We start from the raw sequence: 18,867 nt of genomic DNA, 5'->3' as shown, positions 1-18,867 counted from the left end.
AGAGAGTGTGTATTAACCTTTGGTGGTAAGAGCCAGCCACCCCACTTACGCATAAGGCGCCTTGGGTGTTGTTCTTCTATAATTTCCATATTTTTATAGTTGAACTTTACGTTCACGTAAATGGTATAGTTTAATTGTTAGAATTTTCATTCATTGCGAGGGGATCGAATGACGGAACGGCTATCCATACAAAAAGTAGCTGAAAAGTTCGAAGTAACCCAGAGAACCATTCGTTACTACGAAGAACGCGGGCTTATCAAGCCTTCTCGAAATTCAGGGGGACATCGATCTTTTTCTCCGAAGGATGTGACACGTCTCGGGCTTGTTTTTCGTGGGAAGAAGTATGGTTTTCAGTTGGATGAAATCAAAGAGATGATTCACCTGTTCGATCAGGATCCTTCTGGAGTTAGGCAGCTCGAACGCACGTTGGATTATGGACATGAGAAGTTGCGGGAGGTGGACGATCGGATTCATGAACTGCAGGAGTTGAGAGCAGAGATGAGGCAGTGGCTGGTGAAATTTGAAGAAGAACTAAGAGAACGGAGAGGAGATCCTGTATGAATCTTTCTGAATTGTTGGCCTATCAATCTCGCAAATACCCGAAAAAGGAAGGGATCGTTACTCCAAAAGAATGTTTGACCTATGCAGAATGGAACGACCAGGTTAATCAATTGGCGAGAGCTTTGACACGATTGGGTATTCAAGCCGGAGATAAAGTAATGATTCATATGCCGAATACCAAGGAGTTTGTGGTTAGCTATTTTGCCATTCATCGTTTAGGGGCGGTCGTGGTGCCAGTTAATGCACGTCTTGTGAGGAGTGAGGTTTCGTATATTTATGACCATAGTGATGCCGTTGCTCTACTTACAGATGAGGGACTCATTGATCAAGTAAGAGGGCTTGCAGATGAAAAAGTCGGAGTCTTTATCAAGACAGGATCAGCGGAAGGGGTGTGGCATTCCTTTTCGGAACTCCTTGATAAAGAAGATCCGATAGAAATAGTTAATGAAGCCCATGAAGATGAAGAAGCATCCATATTATATACATCCGGGACAACCGGGCAGCCTAAGGGAGTAGTTTTTACCCATAAGAATATATGGACGGTCTCTTCGATGATGGCCGTTGAATTAGAAATGAAGCCATCGAGCCGTATGCTCCATATGATGCCTTTTAGTCATTCCGCACCCCTCCATTTATTTTTAGCAGGCGGTACGTTCGTCGGTGCCACCCACATCATTGCTCCCACTTTCACTCCTGATTTATTACTGCACCTTGCTTCGACTGAAAGAGCTACACACTTCTTTGGTGCTCCTGTTGCCTACTTGTTGACAGCTAAACATCCAAAAGTAAAGGAAACAGATTTAAGTTGGATGAAATACTGGACTTATGGCGGGGCCCCCCTTTCCAAAAATGAAGTCCAGTTTGTGAGAGAACAACTGGGGACAGACAGCCTTTGCTGCTTGTACGGTCTCACAGAAGCTGGACCTAGTGGTACTTTATTGCTTCCCCAGGACCATGAGGAGAAGGCTGGAAGTGTAGGAAAGAGGGCCGCCCTTCATTGTGAGTTCCGGATTGTGAATGAGGATGGACAAGAAGTAGAAGAAGGAGAAGTTGGCGAAATAGCCCTCAAAGGAGAAGGGATTATGAAGGGGTATCACAAAGATGGTCAAAAGACATCCGCTGTGTTGAGAGATGGGTGGCTTCTTACGGGAGACATGGGGAAGTTAGATGAAGATGGATTTCTATGGGTCATCGATCGGAAAAAAGATCTGATTATCTCTGGGGGTGTAAATATCTACCCTCGCGAAGTTGAAACCATTTTACTGAAGCATCCCCACATTGAGGATGTGGCAGTGGTTGGAGTTCCCCATCCTGACTGGGGCGAGACAGTCAAAGCGCATATCGTTCAAACCGGGCAGATGGCCGACTTGGAAACAGAGTGTCCAAATTTCTTAAAAGAACACCTGGCCGATTATAAAATTCCAAAGCTCTATGAGGAAAGGGTAGAATTGCCCAGGAATGCCACAGGTAAACTATTGAAACATCGTTTGCGTGAACAGGCAAAGCAAGTGTAGGGAGGGCGTGTCATGAATTTTTATGAAAGCGATGAAAATCTAAAGAGTCTGTTACGTACCAAATGGGATGACTCCTTCTATGAGTGGGCGGATAAAAAACTGAGACAGTTCGGCAGCAGGTGTGCTGGTGAAATTGACGAACGGGCTGTGCACACGGATCGAGAAGGTCAGCCTAGGTTGTACAAGTATGACAAAATGGGTAATGATATCTCGGAAGTCTGGTTGAATGAAGGTTACAAAAAAACAGTGCAAGAAACATATGGGGAAGGGATTGTGGGGTACTTACACAAAAATATACCCGAACTTGGACGTAAAGGGGATTATACGTACTCTTTTGCTCAAGGATATCTACTTTCTCAAGCGGAACCAGGGTTTTATTGTCCGGTCACCTTAACGATGGCCACCGCGTATTTAATTGACCATTATGCAAGTAAAGAGCTAAAAGACCATTACCTGCCTCATGTGCTTTCGACAGGCGAGGTAGATCTTTTTGAAGGTGCGACATTCCTTACCGAACGGCAAGGAGGATCAGATGTTGGAGCGAATGAGGTGGAAGCAGTCAAGGAAGGAGATCATTACCGTATTCACGGGGAAAAGTATTTTGCCAGCAATGCCGGTGCCTGCGGTGTGGCCATGGTCCTTGCAAGAACTGAAGGTGGCGTATCAGGGACGAAAGGGCTCAGTCTTTTCCTGGTGCCGTGGCGAAAAGAGGATGGAACTTTGAACGGCATTCAAATCCGGAGACTAAAAGATAAATTGGGTGTTCGTGCAGTTCCATCAGCGGAAGTGGAATTTGTAGGAGCAAAAGCTTATATGGTTGGAGAAGCAGATAGTGGTTTTTACTACATGATGGAAGCCTTAAATCTTTCCCGGGTTTGTAATGTCGTTGCTTCTATTGGAATTATGCGTCGTTCACTGGTGGAAGCTAGCCATTATGCGAAAAAAAGAAAGGCCTTTGGAAGCTCATTGATTGCATATCCAATGGTCAAAGATACACTTGTCTCCTTGACCGTAAATCAGGAAGTAGCGACTCAAACTGTCTTCGATTTAGTCCATAGTTTTGAGAAAGAGGCTCGAGAACCTGAAAACACGAGTGCGAGAAACCAAATTCTTAACCGTCTTCGAATCGCCATCATGAAAAAGGAAACAGCTGAGCAGGCGGTGACATTTACCCATGAGGCAATTGAAATGCATGGGGGGAATGGGTATATCGAAGACTTTGTCACACCAAGATTATTGCGTGATGCTCAGGTGTTGACCGTTTGGGAAGGAACAGCAAACATCCTGGGTCTCGAAGTTTTGAAACTCTTCAATAAGTACCAAGCCCATGAATTATTTATTCAGGATGTTATTGAACGAATCATAGGCCGGACGAAAGAACATATCCTGGTCAAGGAGGCTGTTCATAGCTTTGCTGATTACGTGGAGAATGTCCTTAAGCAATCTACTGAAGTGCAGACTTACTATAGTAAAGGACTGGCTGAAAAGACAGCCCTTCTATATGAGGCGGTCGTTGCGCTGGAAATGGTTGAGAAAGGAGGAAGGAGTCAAAAAATTGCTGAACTGTTTATTCATCATCATTTTGGAGAAGAAAAACCCCAAGCCCATCCGCTCGCTCTTCTCTATGCTGATGAAGTGTTAAATGTGAATAAAGCACACACGTGATTGGAGCAACCGAGTATACCTTTTAGGGGTGTACTCGGTTTTTTCATTTCTGAAGGTTGATTTTTCACTAGGGGACTGAAAAAGAAGTAATTTGGAAGTTCCGATCTTCTTATTTATTTTAGCAGCTTTTGGAAGAGAGCGAATTTGTTGAGCGGTTTCTGCTATGATAAGAAAAGGATATCTGTAAGAGAATTCTCAATTGACGCTCAATCTTTATCATGTTAGCATATTAGCAAGTTAAAGGATTTGGGAAAGGATGAATTCCATTGGTAAAAAGGTTGATGTTTGAAAAACCACTGGGAATGCGGGACACGCTTCCCTTTTTTTATAAACAAAAATCAAAAGCACGAAAAAATCTATCGGATGCCATTTCATCATACGGCTATTCGTTTATGGATACGCCAATCATGGAATATCATGAAACGGTTGGAAAAGTGAGTGCCACCCTTGATCAACAGTTGTTCAAACTTTTGGATCAACAGGGTCACACCCTTGTGCTAAGACCAGATATGACTTCGCCAATAGCCAGGGTCGCAGCTTCTCAATTGAAGAATTCTGAGTTTCCACTCCGTCTAGCTTACGAGGGACCTGTATTTCGTGCCCAGCAGACAGAGGGAGGGAAGCCGGCTCAATTCGAACAAGTAGGAACGGAATTAATCGGGGATCATTCCTCTTATGGGGATGCCGAAGTTATTGCCCTCCTTGTAGAATCTCTTCAAAAGACAGGGCTTGATGATTTTGTTATTACAGTTGGACACATTGGTTATGTGAAGGCTTTTTTTACAGATTTGCTCGGCGATGACGAAGAAACGATTGACACTCTTTTAAACAATTTATACCGAAAAAATTATGTCGGCTACAGGGAGGCTGTGAAAGAAGTACCGGTGCAGAAAGACAAAAAGGATGCACTTCTACAACTGTTGTCGTTAAAAGGTGGGGAAGAGATTTTTGAAAGCAGTCGATCGCTGGCACGGAATCAGGCGTGTATGCAGGCGGTCAATGAATTGAAACAGCTTTATCGTCTTCTTCAGGAGTATGAAGTAGAGAGGTATATCCATTTTGATTTGAACTTAATCAGCCATATGGATTATTACACAGGTATATTATTTGAAGGATATGCACCAAATCTTGGAGCTCTGCTTTGTAACGGTGGCCGGTATGATACATTGCTTCCTTCCTTTCAGTTAAGTGCATCCGCTACTGGATTCGCGGTTCATCTTGAACGTCTTTTGGAGGCATTGAACGAGCAGGAAACAAAGGATGAACGAATCGGAGTGATCGTGGATGATGACACATACAATAAGGGAGTTGTGGAATCGAAACGATATCGTCGAGAAGGTCTGTGCGTTCTTTTGCAGCATGTCGATCAAATTCCAGATATTAAAGCCTTCAAGGCGGAACTTTCAAGAACGATTGATTTGACAAAGGATGGGGGGGAGTTTGATGAGTAAACCACTGACGATTGCCATGCCCAAGGGGCGTATTTATGAAGAGGCTGCTGAACTTATGAAAAAGGCAGGCTATGAACTTGCAGCGGATATGGATGAATCACGGAAATTAATTTTGGAATTTCCTGAACAGAACATCCGTGTCATGATGGCCAAGCCGATGGATGTAGTGACGTATGTAGAATATGGAGCAGCCGATATTGGTATTGCCGGTAAAGATGTCCTCCTTGAACAGGACCGGGATGTATATGAAGTCCTGGATTTAAAGATCAGTCCTTGTTACGTGGCTGTTGCTGGTCTTCCCGATCAGCCGATGAGCAGGATTGCACCAAAGATTGCTACCAAATATCCAAAAGTCGCTTCTGACTATTTCCGTGAGCAAGGGGAGCAAATTGAAATTATTCCATTGAATGGTTCCATCGAGCTTGCCCCGTTAATTGGATTGGCAGACCGGATTGTGGATATTGTCTCTACTGGACGGACACTCAAAGAAAATGGTCTTGTCGAATATGAGAAAATCACCACTATTACTTCACGTTTGATCGTTAACCCTGTCAGTTATCGGGTCAAAAGTACTGAGATTGAAGAAATGGTCACGAAATTAAGTGAAGTTATGGAGAGGGGAAGCGCTGATGAAGGTTATCAATAAATCAGATATGAAGTCTTTGAAGCGTTCGGTCGACCAAGGCACGGAAGAGCAGCGAAAAGCCGTTCAGGAGATCATCGCCCAAGTGAAACGACGCGGAGATGAGGCGGTTAAAGAATACACGGTACGCTTTGACCAAGCAGTCCTCAAGTCATTGAGGGTATCTCAAGAAGAATTTGAACAGGCCTATGAATCACTAGAAGGTGAAATGGTTCAGATTTTACAGGAAGCTGCGGACAATATTTATTCGTTTCATGAAAAACAACGCTCTTCCTCCTGGTTTGAGAGTGCTGAGGACGGAACTATTTTGGGTCAAAAAGTTACACCGATTGAAGCAGCCGGCGTTTATGTTCCTGGAGGGACGGCCGCTTATCCTTCTTCTGTTTTTATGAATGTGATTCCTGCCCAAGTCGCAGGGGTGGGACGGGTCGTGATGGTTACTCCTCCAGGACCAGATGGGGAAGTTCCTGCAGGTGTGTTAGTTGCTGCTCAAATGATTGGTGTCGATGACGTGTATAAAGTTGGGGGTGCTCAGGCAATCGCTGCTCTTGCATACGGTACGGAAACGATTCCCTCTGTCGATAAAATCACAGGCCCGGGGAATGTGTTTGTAGCCCTTGCTAAAAGAGAAGTTTTCGGCGATGTTGATATCGATATGATCGCAGGCCCAAGTGAAATTGCCATATTGGCTGATGATCATGCCCACGCCTCGGAAATTGCTGCAGATCTTTTGTCACAGGCCGAACATGATGCCCGTTCCTCAAGTGTCCTTGTTACAACGAGTGAAAGGCTAGGGAAAGCCGTAGAGAAAGAAGTGCAGAAGCAATTAAATACCTTACCACGAGCTGATATTGCCAGACAAAGTGTGGAAAATTACGGAATGATCGTGCTTTGCGATTCATGGGAAGAAGCGTTGGATACAGTCAATAAGATGGCTCCAGAACATTTGGAAATTGTCTCTAAAGAACCGTTTCAAGATCTCGGAAAAATCAAACATGCAGGCGCAATTTTTCTTGGACCTTACAGCAGTGAACCGATCGGTGATTACTTTGCTGGACCGAATCATGTCCTTCCTACAAACGGCACGGCTCGCTTTTCAAGCCCGCTGAATGTTGACGACTTTGTGAAAAAGTCGAGCGTCATTTCCTACAGCAGTCAGGCGCTTCAAAATAATGCTGATAAAATCGCACGATTCGCTCGACTGGAAGGATTGGAAGCCCACGCACGCGCAGTAGAAACACGTAAGGAGCGATGGAAATGACAGATACAAGATCTGCTAGAATTGAACGGAAAACAAGAGAAACAGAGATACAGCTTGATTTATCTATAGATGGAAGAGGTCAGGCTAATTTGGATGTACAAGTCCCTTTCCTCTCCCACATGCTTGAGTTGTTCACAAAGCATGGACTTTTTGATTTATCTGTCGTCGGTCGTGGAGACGTTGAAGTAGATGATCATCACCTGACAGAGGACATCGGAATATGTCTCGGTCAGGCGATCAAAAAAGCTATTGGTGACAAATATGGAATGAAACGTTATGGATCAATGACACTACCGATGGACGAGACCCTTGTAACAGTAGCGGTGGATTTGAGTGACCGTCCACACCTGGAGTGGCGGGCCGAGCTTCCTAAAGATCGCGTTGGGACATTTGATACGGAAAATGTTCACGAATTTTTTTGGAAGCTTGCTGTAGAAGCTAGAATGAATTTACATATCGTTCTTCATCATGGTCATAACACTCACCATATTATAGAAGCGATGTTTAAAGCATTGGCTCGCGCCCTTGATGAGTCAACTCAGATTGACCCGCGTGTCAAAGGGGTGCCGAGTACGAAAGGAAGTTTATGATGATAGGCGTGATTGATTATGGCATGGGAAATTTGTTTAGTGTGTCAAAAGCCCTGGAAAGGATTCATGTGGAATACAAGCTTGGAGATCGTCCACAAGCTATTGAAGGCTGTGATGGATACATTCTTCCAGGTGTCGGAGCTTTTCCTGACGCCATAAGTGCTCTGGAGGAGCACGATTTCATTGATTTTATTAAGGAAAAAGTGACGGATGGAGTACCGGTGTACGGGATTTGCTTGGGGATGCAGCTGCTCTTTGATAGCAGTGAAGAAGGCGGGAGGAATACGAATGGTTTAGGTCTATTCCCGGGCACTATCACCCGCTTCCCGGGAATCGATGAACAAGGACGTTCTTACAAAGTCCCGCATATGGGCTGGAATGAGCTGGAGATTCACCATCCTGGGAAGGCACTCATGACCGATGTTGAAGAAGACCATGTCTACTTCGTTCATTCGTTTGTTGTGAAGACGGAAGAATCGTCAATTTTGTATGCGACAGCTGACTATCATATGGAAGTTCCAGCAATTGTCGGAAAAGGTAACCTTGTGGCAAGTCAATTCCACCCGGAAAAAAGCGGGAAGCCTGGTATGCAATTATTAGAGAATTTTTGTAAAGTAATGTGTAAACAGTGAGGGGTTTTATAGATGAGCTTTACGATTTATCCAGCCATTGATATGCGGCATGGAAAGTGTGTACGTCTGGAACAAGGCGATTTTGATAAAGAAACGGTCTACGGAGAGGATCCTTTTGAAGTAGCAAAAGAGTTTGCTGAAGAGGGATCTTCATGGATTCATATGGTGGACCTTGATGGAGCTAAAGAAGGTTCAAAGCAAAACGCCAAGCACGTACTAAAAGTAGCAAAGGAGCTGGACTGCCGTGTTCAGATCGGCGGGGGGATCCGTTCTGAGGAAGATGTACGCTTCTATCTGGATCGTGGTGTTGACAGAGTAATCATCGGTTCTCTTGCCGTTCGTAATGTTCACACGACGAAGAAGCTCCTTGCAAAATATAAGGAGCGGATCGCCATCGGTCTGGACGCACGGGATGGTTTGGTATCCACTGCTGGGTGGCTGGAGCAGTCTGAGGTGAAAGCAACAGAATTAGGGAAAGACTTAGCCCGGGCAGGAGCAAAAACATTCATTTATACGGACATTTCCAAAGACGGTATGTTATCAGGACCAAATACGAAGGAAATTGTCCGATTAGCGGAAGAAACAGGTGTCGATGTCATTGCATCCGGTGGGATAAAAGATTTGGAAGATCTTGTGGACCTGAAAACATATAGTGACCGCCATGTGATTGGATCGATTGTAGGCAAAGCCTTATATACAAAACAGTTCACGTTAAAAGAAGCCTTACAAGTGGAGGTGGAGTGAATGCTCTCCAAACGAATCATCCCTTGTTTGGATGTGAAAGAAGGACGTGTCGTTAAAGGGATTCAGTTCGTAGATATCCGCGATGCAGGGGATCCTGTTGAACTGGCAAAAGTGTATGACGAGCAGGGAGCGGACGAGCTTGTGTTTCTCGACATTTCCGCAAGTCATGAAGGAAAAAAAACGATGATTGATGTCGTACGGTCGGTAGCTTCTGAACTAGCGATCCCATTTACGGTAGGTGGGGGAATTCGAACGTTGGAAGACATAAAAGTAACGCTAAGAAATGGAGCCGATAAAGTCTCCTTGAACTCTTCAGCCGTAAATCGTCCTGCACTTATCACCGAAGGCGCCGACTATTTTGGTAGCCAGTGTATTGTTGTCGCTATAGATGCTAAATACGATGAGGCGTCCGAAAATTGGCACGTTTATACCCATGGGGGGCGGACACCGACAGATTGGCTTGTGACTGACTGGGCGAAAGAAGCTGTCCAATTAGGAGCCGGAGAAATTTTACTCACTTCCATGAATAAAGACGGAGAAAAGTCTGGGTTTGATCTTCCGTTATTAAGAGCTGTACAAGACGTTGTTCAAGTCCCTGTTATCGCTTCTGGCGGTGCAGGTTCAAGCGAACATTTTTATGACGTATTTACGGAAGTAGATGCAGACGCAGCCCTTGCGGCTTCCATTTTTCACTATAAAGAAACCTCCGTACAAAATGTCAAAGCTTATTTGAAGAAGAAAGGAGTGCCTGTACGATGAATATAAACGATATTAAATTCGATGAACAAGGGCTCGTTCCTGCGATTGTTCAGGATGCAAAATCAAAATCTGTCCTGACTTTAGCTTATATGAATGAAGAATCATTGAAAATAACGCTGGAGATTGGAGAGACTGTCTTTTTCAGTCGCTCTCGTCAGGAACTATGGCACAAAGGAGAAACCTCTGGAAATACCCAACAGGTGTCGAGTATTCACTATGATTGCGATGAGGATGCATTGCTGGTTCAAGTACTTCCAGCCGGGCCAGCTTGTCATAAAGGGAATTACACCTGTTTTACCGAGGAGCTGACAGATGCTTCATTCACCCAAAAAGAGGACCGTTATCAAATTCTTGATGAGCTGCAGACCGTGCTGGCAAATAGAAAGGCGACTCTTCCAGAAGGATCCTATACCTCATCCCTGTTCCAGGAAGGGGTCGATCGTATAGCTAAGAAAATCGGTGAGGAAGCAGGAGAAGTCATCATTGCTGCTAAAAATGATAACCCTGAAGAAATTGCATTAGAGTCTGCTGATTTGCTCTTCCATCTCTTGTTGATCTTAACGGATCGTGATGTTCCATTGGATGATGTTTTGACTGTACTCGAGAACCGCCATTCTTAAATAGATTACATTTTTCTCCTATTTCTCAGCACTGTTTTATGTTATACTGCATAATTAGTGAGATTTGAAACGGAAATAGGGGGACAGTCATGACCACAACAGTTAAAGGGACAACAGCACAACAGGATACGAATGTCATCCCATTTGTACCTACAGGGTCATTTTATTTTTCTCATGGGATTCAGGCTTTCCAAAAGCGTCGTTTCAGTGCTGCTGTCAAGTGGCTGAAAAAAGCGATCGAAGCCTCTCCCGATGAACCATTATATCCATGCCAACTTTCGGTCGTATACACGGAAGTTGGCTCTTATCATGCAGCCAATCAGGTATTAACAGAGGTTTTGGCGGAACACGGTAAAGAATATGTGGACTGTTACTATCTGATGGCCAATAATTACGCGCATCTCGGGCTTCTTAGCGATGCAAAAAAATATGTGGATACCTACCTTGAGCAACCTGGGGATGGGGAGTTCGAAGAAGCTGCTAAGCAGTTGAAAGAAATGCTTGACTCCTTAGAGGAAGAAGATGAGGATGACGACTGGGCGTTTGAAGACGAAGATGAACTTCTAATCTACCAAGAAACGGCCTTTTATCACCTTGAACATGAAGAATGGGAATACGCATTGAGTGTGTTGAGCGAAATGATGCAACTATTCCCGGAGTTTAATATAGCGAAACATAAATATGCCTATGCTCTATTTATGAATGGGGATCAAAAAGAAGCCATCCAGTTCGAACAGGAGAACCTTGAAAAAGACTCATCAAACATCCACTGTCATGTGAATTTGGCTACATTCTATTTGAAAATGGGGATGGCGAATGAAGCAACTTTTCATATAGAACGACTCCTTAATGTATTTCCTATGCATGAACAGCAAAAACTAGCAGTAGCTGAAACTTTGGCGAGGGCAGGTTATTACAAAGAAGCGGTCGAACGTTTTCGTTCGCTTCAGGATAAACAAGTTGTCCGCCGGAGGGTCTACTACAAATGGTATAGTGTTTCTGTTTATCATACGGGCAACCCTTCCAAAGCGTTGCAGCTTTGGGAAAAAGGATGCAAGCAATTTCCGAAAATGAGCGAAGAAGGCGGACCATGGGACGTAGAATAAAAGATAGCCAACCTGAAGGTGGGAAAGGGCTACGAGCAATAAAGACCTCTTTAGCATGGCATTTACTTTCCGCTTTTCAATAAGCACATTAATGGACGATTTTCGTATGATTTACTATGATATGGAGAGGAAATGCAACTGAGATTGATATGGATTCATAAGGAGTTGATGATAGATGAGTGAAGATCGTATTTATGATGTCATCATTGCTGGTGCTGGTCCAGCTGGTATGACGGCAGCTGTTTATACATCTCGTGCTAATTTGGATACCCTCATGATTGAGCGTGGGATTCCAGGTGGCCAAATGGCTAATACAGAAGATGTAGAAAACTATCCAGGTTTTGAAAGTATTCTAGGTCCAGACCTTTCTAATAAAATGTTCGAACATGCCAAGAAGTTCGGTGCTGAATATGCTTATGGGGATATTAAAGAAGTCGTGGATGGAAAAGAATACAAAGTTGTTAAAGCTGGTAATAAGGAATATAAAGCACGTGCCGTCATAGTGACTACAGGTGCACAGTATAAAGAACTTGGTGTATCAGGAGAAAAAGAACTAGGTGGACGCGGCGTTTCTTACTGCGCTGTTTGTGACGGAGCGTTCTTCCGAGATAAGGAGCTTGTCGTTGTTGGTGGAGGGGACTCTGCTGTTGAAGAAGGTGTTTACCTTACACGTTTTGCCAGCAAGGTAACAATTGTCCACCGCCGTGATGAATTACGTGCACAAAAGATTCTCCAGGATCGTGCATTTGATAATGAAAAAATTGAGTTCATCTGGGATACAGTCGTTAAGTCCATCAACGAAAAAGAAGGAAAAGTTGGAAGTGTAACGCTTTATAATAAAAAGACAAAGGAAGAATACGAATTTGATACAAATGGTGCATTCATTTATATTGGTATGATTCCTTTGAGCGCTCCTTTTGAGAGTCTCGGTATTACCAATGAACAAGGGTATATTGAGACAGACGAAAACATGGAAACAAAAGTACCAGGGGTGTTTGCAGCCGGAGATATTCGTGAGAAAGAACTGCGTCAAATTGTAACAGCTACAGGTGACGGTAGTATTGCAGCACAATCGGCACAGCACTATATTGAGAATCTTCTGGAGGAATTAAAAGTCGTCAATTAAAAAGAAACACCATCTTAACCAGGGTGTAATACCTGTGAAATAATCCTCTGTTATGATGGAACTGATTAATTGACCCCCTTTTAATAGATTTATCTCTATGAGGCACAGGTGCTCGTCATCTGTGTCTTTTTTTGTTGTTCGGGCAATCTATGATCATGGCCGCTTCCCCGAATTCTTCAGCTCAAGATACGCAGTCTTTTGGGGGTAGGTCGAATTAAAAGATGAGGAAGGCTGCGGTTATAGCCGTTCATTAAAAAATGGGCAGAAGAAGGAGAGGCTCCTATAGGGCGATTAGACAGATTCAGGTACTGTGGTATTGACTCGCGGAAAGCGGCTCATCTTCTGTCCGACTCCATATAACATAAAGAACCAAATCCTTTTACGGAACTACTATTTAATACTAGAGAAAAACATAATATTGTAGCCCCCTGAGTATTCATTGTATAATGGGTAAAGATGCCCTCTAGAAAGAAATTGAGGTGACCACAACCATGCAACGTGTAGCAAATTGTATTTTAAGAGTGGATGATTCTGTATTGATGTTGAAAAAACCCCGCAGAGGCTGGTATGTAGCTCCGGGTGGAAAGATGGAAGACGGAGAAAATATTAAAGACTCCGCTGTAAGAGAGTTCAAAGAAGAAACGGGACTTTCTATCGACAACCCTGAACTAAGAGGTTCATTCACATTCATCATGCGGGAGGGAGAGAAAACCGCTCAAGAATGGATGATGTTTACGTTTTACAGTACGAGCTATTCGGGAGATTTGCTGGAGGTCAGTGAAGAAGGGGAATTGGAATGGGTTCCTGTAGATGAAGTTCTTCAAAAACCGATGGCAGAGGGAGATCGGGAAATCTTCAAGCATATCTTAAGCAGCGAAGAGCAAGTATATGGAACATTTGTATATACGACGGATTTTCGCTTGATTGACCAAGATTTGGATCCGTCTCGACCTGACTAATGGGGAGCGATTAAAAGATGCAAGTAGATGCCAATGATACTCAGTTAGTAATCATCACCGGAATGTCAGGAGCAGGGAAAACCGTGGCTGTTCAAAGCTTTGAAGATCTCGGTTTTTTTTGTGTCGATAACTTGCCACCGGCCCTGCTTCCTAAATTTCTTGAGTTGATGAAAGACTCCAGTAATAATATTCAAAACGTAGCTCTTGTGATGGATTTACGCGGCCGTGAGTTTTTTGATGCGCTTTTTGATTCTCTGGACCGATTAGGGAAAGAAGAGTGGCTGCATGAACAAATTTTATTCCTGGATGCCGAAGACCAGGCACTGGTGTCCCGTTACAAAGAAACACGGCGCTCTCATCCTCTTGCCAAAGAAGGACTTCCTTTAGAAGGAATCCGTCGGGAACGGAAGATGCTGGATGAATTGAAAGGCCGTTCACAGTCAATCATTGATACGACTTCATTAAAGCCTAAAGAATTACGTGAACGAATCATTGAAAATTATCGTCAACAGGAACAGCAGGTTTTTTCAGTCCAACTGGTTTCCTTTGGTTTTAAATATGGCGTACCCATTGACGCAGATTTAATGTTCGATGTTCGTTTCCTGCCCAATCCGCATTATGTAGAGCACATGCGTCCGCTTACAGGTCTGAATACGGAAGTATCCTCTTACGTGTTTAAATGGACGGATACACAGAAGTTTCTTGAAAAGTTAAAAGATCTGCTTCATTTTATGCTTCCTCAGTATAAACGGGAAGGGAAAAGTCAGCTTGTTATAGCTATAGGCTGCACAGGCGGACAACACCGATCTGTTGCATTAGCGGAGCATTTATCGGAGTACTTTTCTTCTGATTTTGTTACACATGTAACCCACAGGGATATTGATAAAAGAAAGGGTTTGTAACGGATGGACCAAAAAACTAAGCCGCGTGTCGTCGTCGTTGGCGGCGGGACCGGGATGCCTGTGCTGCTGCGCGGGCTAAAAAACTTACCGATAGACTTGTCAGCCATTGTAACAGTTGCTGATGACGGCGGAAGCTCTGGCCGTTTAAGAAATGAGATGGCTATTCCAGCTCCAGGAGATATTAGAAATGTGGTGGCCGCCCTTTCTGATGCAGAGCCTATGCTCCTCGAACTATTTCAGCACCGTTTTTCCACCGGCAATGGTTTATCGGGTCATTCTATGGGAAACCTTTTACTTGCGGCAATGGCATCAATGACAGGGGATTTCTATAAAGGAATTAAAGAAATTTCCCGGGTTCTAAATGTTCGCGGTCATATTTATCCGATTGCAAACCATTCTATGAGTCTTCACGCTGAAATGGAAGATGGGAGTATTGTTACAGGTGAGTCGAGGATTCCGAAGCAGCATAAGAAAATTAAACGCGTATTTGTAAGCCCGACACCAATACAGCCGCTCCCAGAAGCTGTGGAGGCCATCAAATCGGCTGAACTGATTGTCATCTCACCAGGAAGTCTATATACAAGTATATTACCAAACATCATTATCCCGGAAATTGGGCAGGCATTGAAAGAGACAAAAGCAAAAGTGACGTATATTTGTAACGTTATGACCCAGGAAGGGGAGACTTCCGGGTATACAGCTGCTGACCATATTCAGGCCTTATTTGATCATATTGGTGAAGGTGTGCTACAGTCAGTGATTGTACACAATAAACCGATTGAAAAAGGAGTTAGAGCTGCGTATGCAGAAGAAAACGCAGAGCCTGTTGTATATGACATTGACCGAATAAAAGAAATGGGCTTAACAGTCATTGAGGAAGATATTATCGACCATAAAAAACCTATGTTACGTCATGACACAGAGAAGTTAGCTAAGTTACTTCACTCCATGTTGTAAAGAATGGCCGTGTGATAAAAGGGGGTGGACATCCATGTCATTTGCATCAGAAATTAAAAAAGAATTAACGAATGTAGAAGCAGAAACGTGCTGTCTTGAATCAGAGCTGGCTGCACTTGTGCGGATGAACGGGACGTTTTCCCTTTCAAACCGTGAGTATATTTTGGATGTGCAGACAGAGAATGCAGCTATAGCGAGAAAAATCTACACATTAATTAAGAAGCTGTACCCTTATCCTGTCGAACTCCTTGTTCGTAAGAAAATGCGTTTGAAGAAAAATAATGTCTATATCGTTCGGATGACGGAGAAAGCGGATGTTGTCCTGAAAGATTTGGAAATATTAAATGGGCCATTATCCATTAACCCGGAAATTCCTCAAAAATATTTGAAAGATACGTGTTGTAAAAGGGCCTATTTGCGTGGGGCTTTTTTGGCAGGCGGATCAGTCAACAATCCCGAAACTTCCTCCTACCATTTAGAGATCTATTCATCGGATGAGGAACACAACGAGGCGTTGTGTAAACTTATGAACAGTTTTGGATTACATGCCAGGACTCTCAGTCGGAAAAAAGGGTATATTACTTATTTAAAAGAAGCGGATAAAATCACAGAATTGATAAGTAATATCGGTGCTCACCAGGCTCTTTTCAAATTTGAAGATGTTCGGATTGTCAGAGATATGAGAAACTCCGTTAATCGACTGGTCAATTGTGAAACAGCTAATTTGAACAAAACGATTGGGGCTGCATTCCGTCAAGTTGAAAATATTAAATTTATTAAGCGTACAGTCGGGCTGGAAGCTTTGCCAGATAAACTTCAGGAAATTGCTTCGTTAAGACTGCAGCATCAAGAAGTTTCTCTCAAGGAGCTGGGTGAGTATGTCTCCGGTGCATCCATAAGTAAATCTGGAATCAATCACCGCCTACGAAAGATAGATGAATTTGCTGAAAAGGTCAGACGTGGCGAAGTCATAGAAAACACAAGAAATTAATGTTTTCCTCCACAAATTCATGCTATAATGAAATACAATTATAAACGCTTTCTGTTAGGAGAGAGCGTTCTTTTTCCTTCCCATTGAATCCGCTTACAAAAGTTATGAAATAGAGAGAGGAGAATGACAGGTGATTGAAAGGACGATAACCATCGAGCTTGAAACAGGGCTTCAGGCAAGGCCTGCTGCACAGTTTGTCCAAGAGGCTAATAAGTTCTCAGCTGATGTTTTTATTGAGAAAGATGAAAAACGTGTGAATGCCAAAAGTATTATGGGATTGATGAGTCTGGCTGTGGGCACAGATGAAGAAATTAAACTGATTGCTGATGGTTCAGATGAAGAAGAAGCTGTCCAAGTATTAGCAGCATTTGTAAAGGAATCTTAAGAACTATTCATGTGAAAAAATGAACGTTCTTCAAAAGATGAGGCGTCATCATAATCACAAGAAAATCCGCTGTGTCAGCCACAGCGGATTTGAATTTATTTATCAGTTGTGTTTTCCATAACTTTATCGATCAAACCGTAGTCAACAGCTTCGTGGGCAGACATGAAGTTGTCACGATCTGTGTCGCGCTCAATGACTTCCATAGGCTGACCAGTACGTTCAGCAAGAATTTTGTTTAATTTCTCGCGCATTTTAATAATACGTTTTGCGTGAATTTCAATGTCGGAGGCTTGACCTTGTGTACCACCAAGTGGTTGGTGAATCATAACTTCACTGTTAGGAAGTGCATATCGTTTTCCAGGTTCACCAGCGTTCAGTAGGAAAGCACCCATAGATGCAGCCATTCCTGTGCAAATCGTTGATACATTCGGTTTAATGAACTGCATAGTATCGTAAATAGCCATTCCGGCTGTAATTGATCCACCAGGTGAGTTGATGTATAGGGAAATATCCTTTTCTGGATCATCAGCAGCCAAGAATAGCAGCTGTGCAACAACAGAGTTCGAAATGTTATCATCAATCGGACTGCCAAGCATAATAATTCGATCTTTGAGCAGACGAGAATAAATATCGTATGCGCGTTCTCCACGGTTGGTTTGTTCAATAACTGTAGGGACTAAATTCATTTGAAATTCCTCCTTAACATCAAATTAATAATGATGGAATACATTCATCATACCTTTAAGGTCAATAAAGGTCAAACAAAAACATTCGACCTTTTTCATGCTGTTGTGGGTATGAAAAATACCTGTAGTTTATTCGTTCTATGTGAATTACGCTAATTCCTTCTACCATCATACCCTAAATTTGCCTATATAAACGTACAACTAAAATCTTTACCGATCACAAAACGGTAACAAGAGGCAGACGATGATAACTTTAGAAATGAAGGTATGGAACGGTGCCAAGCGAATGTCAGCTTAATCGAGTAACTTAGAGGAATTTGATGTTTTTCTATCCTATTCTCACAGAACTTTAAACAACTTTTAAAAAATGGGTTGCGTTTTTTGAGGATTCTCCTTATAATATTACTTACATGTCGATTTGCGCCCGTAGCTCAGTTGGATAGAGCGGTAGATTCCGGTTCTACGTCAGTCGGGGGTTCGAATCCTCTCGGGCGCGCTATTGAGCTATAAATAATAAAAAGGTCTCCCTTCAAGTTTAAGGGAGGCCTTTTTTGAAGTGAAAATATTAGATCTATATACCATTCTTTTTATGTTAAAGTGCGCTTACATTCGTTATATATATCTATTAGACAAAAATATTACAATAATTATACGAACATTTATTTGGTTTTGTTATCTGGATGTAATTTTTTTATGGGGGGTTCTGTGTTATGATTGAATAAATAAAGATAGACTTTTCGCTTTATAAAGAAGAGGGGTATTTATGACAAAACTCATCCGTTACAAAATGTTGGCGACTGAAGAAGTATCTGAAGACAGGCGGATCCATGTGTTCGACATGCAGGAGCAACAAAGGTTGTCATTCAATTATGAATCATTAAAACGGACACCAAATAGTTATGTGGGCGAAGAGTTAGCAGAATTTCTAGATAAACGTAAATTTAAAATTACTAGTGGTTATTATGATAATAAAAAAGGACACGCTTCTTGAAGCGTGTCCTTTTTAATGGGTTGATAGCTTCCATCCGCATACTTTGATATGATTAGGTTGTCATAGTGGAGGTGTCTGTAAATGCATAAAGTAGTATTGTTTGAGAAGAAGAATTGTGGTCTTTGTAAGGAAGTCAAAGACCTTTTGTCCCTATTCGATGTGACAGTGGAAGAGGTAAATATTGAAAAAGATTCTGCCTTAATGGAAAAATATATGTTTGAAGTCCCTGTCCTGCTGATTAACGGGGAAGAGTTGGACTACCGTACTATTGATTACATGGAGTTAGAAAAGCGTTTCCAATAAAAAACGTATGGTTTTACGCTT

21 protein-coding genes and 1 tRNA gene are annotated in these 18,867 nt (G+C 42.8%); 21 read left to right on the top strand and 1 reads right to left on the bottom strand.

From position 1 onward, the window contains the following. Positions 1-168: 168 nt before the first annotated feature. From BLW54_RS00470 to BLW54_RS00385, 18 genes are all read left to right on the top strand, one after another. Positions 169-561 (top strand): MerR family transcriptional regulator, encoded by a 393-nt coding sequence (locus tag BLW54_RS00470; protein WP_035506076.1) that lies wholly within the window; start codon positions 169-171, stop codon positions 559-561. Further along, on the top strand, positions 558-2,075 hold the full coding sequence (locus tag BLW54_RS00465; protein WP_074732958.1) for a class I adenylate-forming enzyme family protein: 1,518 nt from the start codon (positions 558-560) through the stop codon (positions 2,073-2,075). Before BLW54_RS00470 ends, BLW54_RS00465 begins: the two co-directional genes overlap by 4 nt. A gap of 12 nt (positions 2,076-2,087) precedes the next feature. After that, complete coding sequence (locus BLW54_RS00460) at positions 2,088-3,740, top strand: acyl-CoA dehydrogenase family protein (RefSeq protein WP_035506073.1); 1,653 nt, start codon at positions 2,088-2,090, stop codon at positions 3,738-3,740. A gap of 266 nt (positions 3,741-4,006) precedes the next feature. Next, positions 4,007-5,191, top strand: coding sequence for an ATP phosphoribosyltransferase regulatory subunit (locus tag BLW54_RS00455; RefSeq protein ID WP_081866990.1), 1,185 nt, complete (start codon positions 4,007-4,009; stop codon positions 5,189-5,191). Beyond that, the gene (hisG, locus tag BLW54_RS00450) at positions 5,184-5,837 is read left to right on the top strand and encodes an ATP phosphoribosyltransferase (protein WP_074732957.1); all 654 of its coding nucleotides are present in this window, start codon (positions 5,184-5,186) and stop codon (positions 5,835-5,837) included. The genes BLW54_RS00455 and hisG overlap by 8 nt, the downstream gene beginning before the upstream one ends. Beyond that, positions 5,821-7,095 (top strand): histidinol dehydrogenase, encoded by a 1,275-nt coding sequence (gene hisD / locus BLW54_RS00445; RefSeq protein ID WP_074732956.1) that lies wholly within the window; start codon positions 5,821-5,823, stop codon positions 7,093-7,095. The genes hisG and hisD overlap by 17 nt, the downstream gene beginning before the upstream one ends. Further along, positions 7,092-7,685 (top strand): imidazoleglycerol-phosphate dehydratase HisB, encoded by a 594-nt coding sequence (hisB, locus tag BLW54_RS00440; protein WP_035506067.1) that lies wholly within the window; start codon positions 7,092-7,094, stop codon positions 7,683-7,685. Before hisD ends, hisB begins: the two co-directional genes overlap by 4 nt. Then, complete coding sequence (gene hisH, locus BLW54_RS00435) at positions 7,685-8,317, top strand: imidazole glycerol phosphate synthase subunit HisH (protein WP_035506065.1); 633 nt, start codon at positions 7,685-7,687, stop codon at positions 8,315-8,317. The genes hisB and hisH overlap by 1 nt, the downstream gene beginning before the upstream one ends. A gap of 12 nt (positions 8,318-8,329) precedes the next feature. Further along, the gene (gene hisA, locus BLW54_RS00430; RefSeq protein WP_074732955.1) at positions 8,330-9,061 is read left to right on the top strand and encodes a 1-(5-phosphoribosyl)-5-[(5-phosphoribosylamino)methylideneamino]imidazole-4-carboxamide isomerase; all 732 of its coding nucleotides are present in this window, start codon (positions 8,330-8,332) and stop codon (positions 9,059-9,061) included. Next, positions 9,062-9,820 (top strand): imidazole glycerol phosphate synthase subunit HisF, encoded by a 759-nt coding sequence (gene hisF, locus BLW54_RS00425; protein WP_074732954.1) that lies wholly within the window; start codon positions 9,062-9,064, stop codon positions 9,818-9,820. Beyond that, positions 9,817-10,440 (top strand): bifunctional phosphoribosyl-AMP cyclohydrolase/phosphoribosyl-ATP diphosphatase HisIE, encoded by a 624-nt coding sequence (hisIE, locus tag BLW54_RS00420; protein ID WP_074732953.1) that lies wholly within the window; start codon positions 9,817-9,819, stop codon positions 10,438-10,440. Before hisF ends, hisIE begins: the two co-directional genes overlap by 4 nt. Before the next feature lie 89 nt (positions 10,441-10,529). Next, positions 10,530-11,546 carry a tetratricopeptide repeat protein gene (locus BLW54_RS00415; RefSeq protein WP_035506059.1) on the top strand — a complete coding sequence of 339 codons (1,017 nt, stop codon included), beginning with the start codon at positions 10,530-10,532 and terminating at the stop codon, positions 11,544-11,546. A gap of 175 nt (positions 11,547-11,721) precedes the next feature. After that, entirely contained in the window at positions 11,722-12,672 is a 951-nt protein-coding gene (gene trxB / locus BLW54_RS00410) for a thioredoxin-disulfide reductase (RefSeq protein WP_074732952.1), read from the top strand. A gap of 491 nt (positions 12,673-13,163) precedes the next feature. Further along, the gene (locus BLW54_RS00405) at positions 13,164-13,631 is read left to right on the top strand and encodes an 8-oxo-dGTP diphosphatase (protein ID WP_035506056.1); all 468 of its coding nucleotides are present in this window, start codon (positions 13,164-13,166) and stop codon (positions 13,629-13,631) included. A 17-nt stretch (positions 13,632-13,648) separates the two neighbouring features. Beyond that, a complete protein-coding gene (gene rapZ / locus BLW54_RS00400; protein ID WP_035506054.1) occupies positions 13,649-14,533 on the top strand; it encodes an RNase adapter RapZ in 885 nt (294 codons plus the stop codon). Positions 14,534-14,536: 3 nt separating this feature from the next. Next, positions 14,537-15,490, top strand: coding sequence for a gluconeogenesis morphogenetic factor MgfK (gene mgfK, locus BLW54_RS00395; RefSeq protein ID WP_074732951.1), 954 nt, complete (start codon positions 14,537-14,539; stop codon positions 15,488-15,490). Between the two features lie 34 nt (positions 15,491-15,524). Beyond that, a complete protein-coding gene (gene whiA / locus BLW54_RS00390) occupies positions 15,525-16,481 on the top strand; it encodes a DNA-binding protein WhiA (protein ID WP_035506050.1) in 957 nt (318 codons plus the stop codon). A 130-nt stretch (positions 16,482-16,611) separates the two neighbouring features. After that, complete coding sequence (locus BLW54_RS00385) at positions 16,612-16,866, top strand: HPr family phosphocarrier protein (RefSeq protein WP_035506048.1); 255 nt, start codon at positions 16,612-16,614, stop codon at positions 16,864-16,866. Between the two features lie 95 nt (positions 16,867-16,961). Here BLW54_RS00385 and clpP read toward each other — a convergent pair whose 3' ends face one another. After that, positions 16,962-17,552, bottom strand: coding sequence for an ATP-dependent Clp endopeptidase proteolytic subunit ClpP (gene clpP, locus BLW54_RS00380; RefSeq protein WP_035506046.1), 591 nt, complete (start codon positions 17,550-17,552; stop codon positions 16,962-16,964). A 420-nt stretch (positions 17,553-17,972) separates the two neighbouring features. Between clpP and BLW54_RS00375 the strand changes: the two genes are divergently transcribed. The 3 genes from BLW54_RS00375 to BLW54_RS00365 all read left to right on the top strand — a co-directional run bounded on the left by BLW54_RS00375 (position 17,973) and on the right by BLW54_RS00365 (position 18,846). After that, a tRNA-Arg gene (locus BLW54_RS00375) sits at positions 17,973-18,048 on the top strand. A 267-nt stretch (positions 18,049-18,315) separates the two neighbouring features. Further along, positions 18,316-18,543, top strand: a complete 228-nt coding sequence (locus BLW54_RS00370; RefSeq protein WP_035506044.1) for a hypothetical protein — start codon at positions 18,316-18,318, stop codon at positions 18,541-18,543. Positions 18,544-18,624: 81 nt separating this feature from the next. Then, positions 18,625-18,846 (top strand): glutaredoxin family protein, encoded by a 222-nt coding sequence (locus BLW54_RS00365; protein WP_074732950.1) that lies wholly within the window; start codon positions 18,625-18,627, stop codon positions 18,844-18,846. Positions 18,847-18,867 lie beyond the last annotated feature (21 nt).

The organism is Halobacillus karajensis, assembly GCF_900108515.1.
GTDB lineage: Bacteria > Bacillota > Bacilli > Bacillales > Halobacillaceae > Halobacillus > Halobacillus karajensis.
The sequence above is the reverse complement of the archived record's forward strand: the minus strand, read 5'-3'. Positions and strand labels throughout refer to the sequence as shown.

What these genes read in the sequence shown, in the direction of transcription:
- BLW54_RS00470 (WP_035506076.1), top strand. Translation starts at nt 169, where the DNA reads ATGACGGAACGGCTATCCATACAAAAAGTAGCTGAAAAGTTCGAAGTA.
- BLW54_RS00465 (WP_074732958.1), top strand. Translation starts at nt 558, where the DNA reads ATGAATCTTTCTGAATTGTTGGCCTATCAATCTCGCAAATACCCGAAA.
- BLW54_RS00460 (WP_035506073.1), top strand. Translation starts at nt 2,088, where the DNA reads ATGAATTTTTATGAAAGCGATGAAAATCTAAAGAGTCTGTTACGTACC.
- hisG (WP_074732957.1), top strand. Translation starts at nt 5,184, where the DNA reads ATGAGTAAACCACTGACGATTGCCATGCCCAAGGGGCGTATTTATGAA.
- hisD (WP_074732956.1), top strand. Translation starts at nt 5,821, where the DNA reads ATGAAGGTTATCAATAAATCAGATATGAAGTCTTTGAAGCGTTCGGTC.
- hisB (WP_035506067.1), top strand. Translation starts at nt 7,092, where the DNA reads ATGACAGATACAAGATCTGCTAGAATTGAACGGAAAACAAGAGAAACA.
- hisH (WP_035506065.1), top strand. Translation starts at nt 7,685, where the DNA reads ATGATAGGCGTGATTGATTATGGCATGGGAAATTTGTTTAGTGTGTCA.
- hisA (WP_074732955.1), top strand. Translation starts at nt 8,330, where the DNA reads ATGAGCTTTACGATTTATCCAGCCATTGATATGCGGCATGGAAAGTGT.
- hisF (WP_074732954.1), top strand. Translation starts at nt 9,062, where the DNA reads ATGCTCTCCAAACGAATCATCCCTTGTTTGGATGTGAAAGAAGGACGT.
- hisIE (WP_074732953.1), top strand. Translation starts at nt 9,817, where the DNA reads ATGAATATAAACGATATTAAATTCGATGAACAAGGGCTCGTTCCTGCG.
- BLW54_RS00415 (WP_035506059.1), top strand. Translation starts at nt 10,530, where the DNA reads ATGACCACAACAGTTAAAGGGACAACAGCACAACAGGATACGAATGTC.
- trxB (WP_074732952.1), top strand. Translation starts at nt 11,722, where the DNA reads ATGAGTGAAGATCGTATTTATGATGTCATCATTGCTGGTGCTGGTCCA.
- BLW54_RS00405 (WP_035506056.1), top strand. Translation starts at nt 13,164, where the DNA reads ATGCAACGTGTAGCAAATTGTATTTTAAGAGTGGATGATTCTGTATTG.
- rapZ (WP_035506054.1), top strand. Translation starts at nt 13,649, where the DNA reads ATGCAAGTAGATGCCAATGATACTCAGTTAGTAATCATCACCGGAATG.
- mgfK (WP_074732951.1), top strand. Translation starts at nt 14,537, where the DNA reads ATGGACCAAAAAACTAAGCCGCGTGTCGTCGTCGTTGGCGGCGGGACC.
- whiA (WP_035506050.1), top strand. Translation starts at nt 15,525, where the DNA reads ATGTCATTTGCATCAGAAATTAAAAAAGAATTAACGAATGTAGAAGCA.
- clpP (WP_035506046.1), bottom strand. Translation starts at nt 17,552, where the DNA reads ATGAATTTAGTCCCTACAGTTATTGAACAAACCAACCGTGGAGAACGC.
- BLW54_RS00370 (WP_035506044.1), top strand. Translation starts at nt 18,316, where the DNA reads ATGACAAAACTCATCCGTTACAAAATGTTGGCGACTGAAGAAGTATCT.
- BLW54_RS00365 (WP_074732950.1), top strand. Translation starts at nt 18,625, where the DNA reads ATGCATAAAGTAGTATTGTTTGAGAAGAAGAATTGTGGTCTTTGTAAG.